This is a genomic window from Flavobacterium sp. UGB4466, assembly GCF_903469665.1.
In the GTDB taxonomy this organism is placed as follows: Bacteria; Bacteroidota; Bacteroidia; order Flavobacteriales; family Flavobacteriaceae; genus Flavobacterium; species Flavobacterium lipolyticum.
In genome coordinates, this window is sequence record NZ_CAGKLC010000191.1 from 1 (window position 1) to 4,376 (window position 4,376).

Genomic DNA, 4,376 nt, shown 5'->3' on the forward strand with positions numbered 1-4,376 from the left:
GTAAATATCTCAACAATATTATAGAACAGGATCATCGATTTATAAAATGGAGGATACAAAATGGGTTAGGCTTTAAAAGTTTTGAGTCGGCAAGACGAACATTGAGCGGAATTGAAGTTGTGCATATGCTGAGGAAGAATCAGATAGTTAAACCCGGGATAACTATGTTTAAATCATTCTGTAAATTGGCAGCATAACTTTTAAATTACTTAAAAACTTGCATTTGATTCTCTCAGATGCGACAGAACCAAAAAAGGCCTTGTAACATCTACAACAGATTTGAGAAATAGAATTAGGGAAAAATAGTTTTGTGTTAGAATTATTTACTTCTCTTTATTGTTTAAGTAAAATAAATAGAAAAAGCTGTCGAAAATTTGACAGCTTTTTTTTTGAACAATACTTAACGCGTTTAAAATGTTCAATGTTTTTAATCTATATTTGGATAAAAGTCTGAGGCTTTAAGTGTAAAAATAGACCCTATAAATAAAAATGAACATAAATACAATCCAACATCACAGCTATGAAAAAGGACTTCCTCAAGAAGGAAATTTTATACTTGGACAAAAACATGGAGACAATATATTTGTATATCAGGCATTCAATGATAAAATTGCGGACTATGCTATAGAAAATCAAAAATTTGGAGGACAAGAGTACAGCTTTGACAGAATGACTTGGATAAAACCAAACTTTTTGTGGATGATGTACAGGAGTGATTGGGCGAACAAAGACAGCAACCAAAGTCGAATTTTAGCTATTGAAATGACTTTTGAAGGTTTTCAAGAGCTTCTTGCCGAAGGCATTTTAACAAGCTATAATGAAGCCTACGGCGATGAATCTGCATGGAAAGAAAAACTAAATACTAGCAACGTAAGAATTCAGTGGGATCCTGACCATAATATTAAAGGAGACAAGTTAAAACGCAGGGCTGTTCAAATAGGAATTAAAAATGAAGCTTTAAAAAAGTTTAATAGCAAATTTATAAAATCAATTCAAGACATTACTGATTTTGTAAAAGAACAAAAAGAAAAAATTGACAGCGGAAAAGGTTGGTATTATGTGATTAACGAATCTATAATTGAAGTTAACAGTGATTTAAAAAAGAAATTTTCTATACCTGAAGTATTTCGAACATCATTTGTTGAAGAACTAATTTTAGAATTTGAGAATACAAAAGAAATCAGTCAAACAAATTTTGAAAAACTGCTAGTTGATAACGATCAACCAGAAAGAGATGAATTTGTTGGTTATGTAAAAAATTACATTAATGCAGAATTGTCAAGGTATCTTTTGAAAGCTGCTATTCTTTACAGAAGAGATGAGGAATTGGGTGTGTTTGACTGTATGTGCGAAGACCTTCTGATGTTTAGTTACTTTGTCAGTAAGAATAAGAATATAATTGATCTTCACTTGATTTTGGAAGCTAAATTAGTAGATTTTGACACTTGGTGCGGATTTGATGGTGAAATGATTTTTTATCCTTTGGGACATCAACAAACAAAAGAATACATCGCAAGCTATAAAGATTTTTTAGTAGAAAATATTCCAGGATTTGCTCCTCAAACAGCTGACTATTTCATTGAATCTTTTGACGAAGAATATTTGTATAAAAAAAACCATAGCAGAGCCTTTTGGTATTTTTGATTTGTCACAAATATAAATGAGTTAGCTATCACCCTAAACACCTGTAGAAAAGAAGATCCCTAAATGAAAATATTTGATAATTTACAGACAAAAAAAAATACCTAAAGGAACGATTCTTTTATACAAGGGGAATACTTGCAAAACTGTTGAAGGGTGTTTAAAAAGTTATGTACTTGATAAATCTGGGAAAGAACATATCTTGCATTTTGCACCCGAAGATTGGTTAATTACGGACATGGATAGTTTTGTCAACAATAAACCATCTAATATTTTTATTGATGCGATTGAAGATAGCGAAGTATCAATACTTACAACTTCAAATTATAAAAATATTAATCAGTTGAGTTATGATGATTTGCTCGAACAAAATAAAAAATTAGTGAATAATTTAATCACAACCAATATGCGTTTAGCCAATCTATTAAGTGCAACAGCCGAAGAACGATATTTATATTTTATAGAAACCTATCCAACCTTAGTACAAAGACTGCCACTTAAACTAATCGCTTCTTACTTAGGTATGACGCCCGAATATTTAAGTGATGTTAGACGAAAATTAGCTCGAAAGTGATTTCTTAAGATACCTTAATTTTTATCTTTTTAATTGTTCACACCTTTGCATCATTATTAACAATTAAAAAGTAAAAAAATGACAGCAACAGTTAAATCAAAAGGGCTAAACATAGCTTTATGGGTAGCACAAATAGAACTGAAGTTTATGGTTTTGCCCATCATCCTTATGAACTCATCAAATTGCTTTGCGAAAACAGCAATGGTTCTGTTGAAGAATTTCAGCAATCCGCTTATATATATAAGAATGAAGAAGCTGTCAATCATATGTTTAGGGTAGGGACAGGTTTAGACAGTCAGATTCTGGGTGATTTTGAAATTATCAGCCAGATAAAAATCGCTTTTTATCATAGTAAACAAGAAGGTTTGGTAAACACTTTTCTGGACCGTTTGGTAAATGCTGTTATCCAAGCGAGCAAAAAAGTTAAAACAGAAACTAAAATTTCTTCTGGCGCAACATCCGTTTCTTTTGCATCAGTGCAGTATATTATCCGAAATGTAGCTGATACAACGCAGGAATTATCAAAAGAACTCCTATTGTCGATATGGAAGTGGCAGATTTTACCGAAGTAATAACTGTTGATTTAATTAGTCCTTTCATCGTTTCCAAAAATGTTGTCAAAGGAATGATGGATATGCTAACGAAAATTGGAGACATAGTTAAGTGTGTATTTTTGCACACTTAACTATTTTACGTACTCTTTTATACATCCCCTCAGCAATAAACCAAATTCTGGCCTCGGTTGAACTCGAAGCATATTGTGAAAACAATCTAAATGGGAAATAAAAAATAAACCATTGAGATTTCAATCAAGCTCTTGCTTAAATATGGCGTGAACTTGAATCTGTTAAATAAATGATAATTATTGAAGTTCGTATAATATATTCGAACCTAAGCTTGTCAGGCCTTGGTTTTGTTGTGTTTGTGTTTTTCAATATACCCATGTGCCACGATTCTGCCACAAAACTTAAAGTGGTGAAATATCTTTAAAAAACACCTAAACTTTTTGTGGCAAAAAAAATATCTACTCGTGAGATAAAGAACTCAAGTTTCTCATAAAAACAGCTTTTGCTATCTTTTACTGAGAATTTTAGAAAACTCTTAAACGGTGAAATAAATTATACTCTTCTGATTTCTATTTCTCTTTGGAAGATAATTTATATAACCATAATCATTTAAGTCTCTGATACATCTATGATAGGTAACAGGGCCGCTTATTTTAGCAATCTTCATAATTTCATGTCTATATGCTTTAATAGGATTAATATAGCCCGCAGCAGTTCTGAATTGTAGTAATGCCGCAAAAATTCCAATATGGGTAATGCTGATACGCTGGTCTTTTTCTATTGCTTTGAAGAATTGCGTTAAAGGATTTAGCTTATCCATTACTCTTGTTATTTGGATTTTTATTCACGCTGTCATAAAAATGAATTTTAAGTATTGTTGTTTAGTTTGCGTTTTTTTTCTGAAACGGTGCCAATAGGGCTTATTTTGGCCGACTTTGTGCAGGTAGTAAGCTTGTTGGCGAATATAACAATAATATAGTGAATCTCTTATTTGTGTGGCAATAGGCTTTGAATGAGTTGTTTTGCTTTTTCTGATGCTGTTTTATTATAGCTTAGAATCAGCTGATTTAGTTTTAGACCTGGATTGATCCCGTATCGGTAACTGCCGGGGGGGAATCTGGTTTAGGAGTGGTCGTGGTTGATTGTGTATACTATTATTTTTTGGAGCTTTTCCCGCTGTTCGCTTTAATCTTTTGTGCCGAACACCAGCACAAAAGGATTTTCACTGCCATCGGGGCTAAGGGCTGCTGAGGAGCCCCGTTCTTTAGACTAATAAAAATAAGTGAGATTATAAAAAATAGCGCCAATTGTCTTCAATTGGCGCCATTTGGCTTGTTTGTGAACTCGAACTGGACAAATTTCTATAAATTTTGTGAATGATTTGAAGAAATTGGCTTACTGGATGTAGGGGCTGTCTTTGTAGGGCTTCAACATTTTGGTTTGGATGTCCCGTTGGGGATTGATAAAAAAAAATATTTGATTTCACAAATGATTTCAAGCAAGCGTTATTGAATAATTTATTTAAATTAAAAATAAGCAGCCTTAATTTTTTATGGCAAAAATGGTATCAACTCTAATATAGTTTAGGTATAATT

4 protein-coding genes and 2 pseudogenes are annotated in these 4,376 nt (G+C 32.3%); 5 read left to right on the top strand and 1 reads right to left on the bottom strand.

The genetic code is table 11. The features are described 5' to 3' along the window. The 5 genes and pseudogenes from JO950_RS21365 to JO950_RS22490 form a co-directional block, all read left to right on the top strand. On the top strand, positions 1–197 hold a 197-nt coding region (locus JO950_RS21365), incomplete at its 5' end, for a DDE-type integrase/transposase/recombinase (protein ID WP_202704452.1). 292 nt (positions 198–489) lie between these two features. Next, entirely contained in the window at positions 490–1,644 is a 1,155-nt protein-coding gene (locus JO950_RS21370) for a DUF4291 domain-containing protein (protein WP_202704453.1), read from the top strand. A gap of 73 nt (positions 1,645–1,717) precedes the next feature. Beyond that, on the top strand, positions 1,718–2,215 hold the full coding sequence (locus JO950_RS21375) for a Crp/Fnr family transcriptional regulator (RefSeq protein WP_202704454.1): 498 nt from the start codon (positions 1,718–1,720) through the stop codon (positions 2,213–2,215). 131 nt (positions 2,216–2,346) lie between these two features. After that, positions 2,347–2,754: pseudogene (locus JO950_RS22450) on the top strand (glutamyl-tRNA reductase); the annotation flags it as partial. After that, a pseudogene (locus JO950_RS22490) lies at positions 2,724–2,849 on the top strand (gluconate 5-dehydrogenase); the annotation flags it as partial. The pseudogenes JO950_RS22450 and JO950_RS22490, both read left to right, overlap by 31 nt. A 467-nt stretch (positions 2,850–3,316) precedes the next feature. On the opposite strand, the gene JO950_RS21385 reads toward JO950_RS22490, so the two are convergent. Then, complete coding sequence (locus JO950_RS21385) at positions 3,317–3,601, bottom strand: hypothetical protein (RefSeq protein ID WP_202704455.1); 285 nt, start codon at positions 3,599–3,601, stop codon at positions 3,317–3,319. Positions 3,602–4,376: the final 775 nt, after the last annotated feature.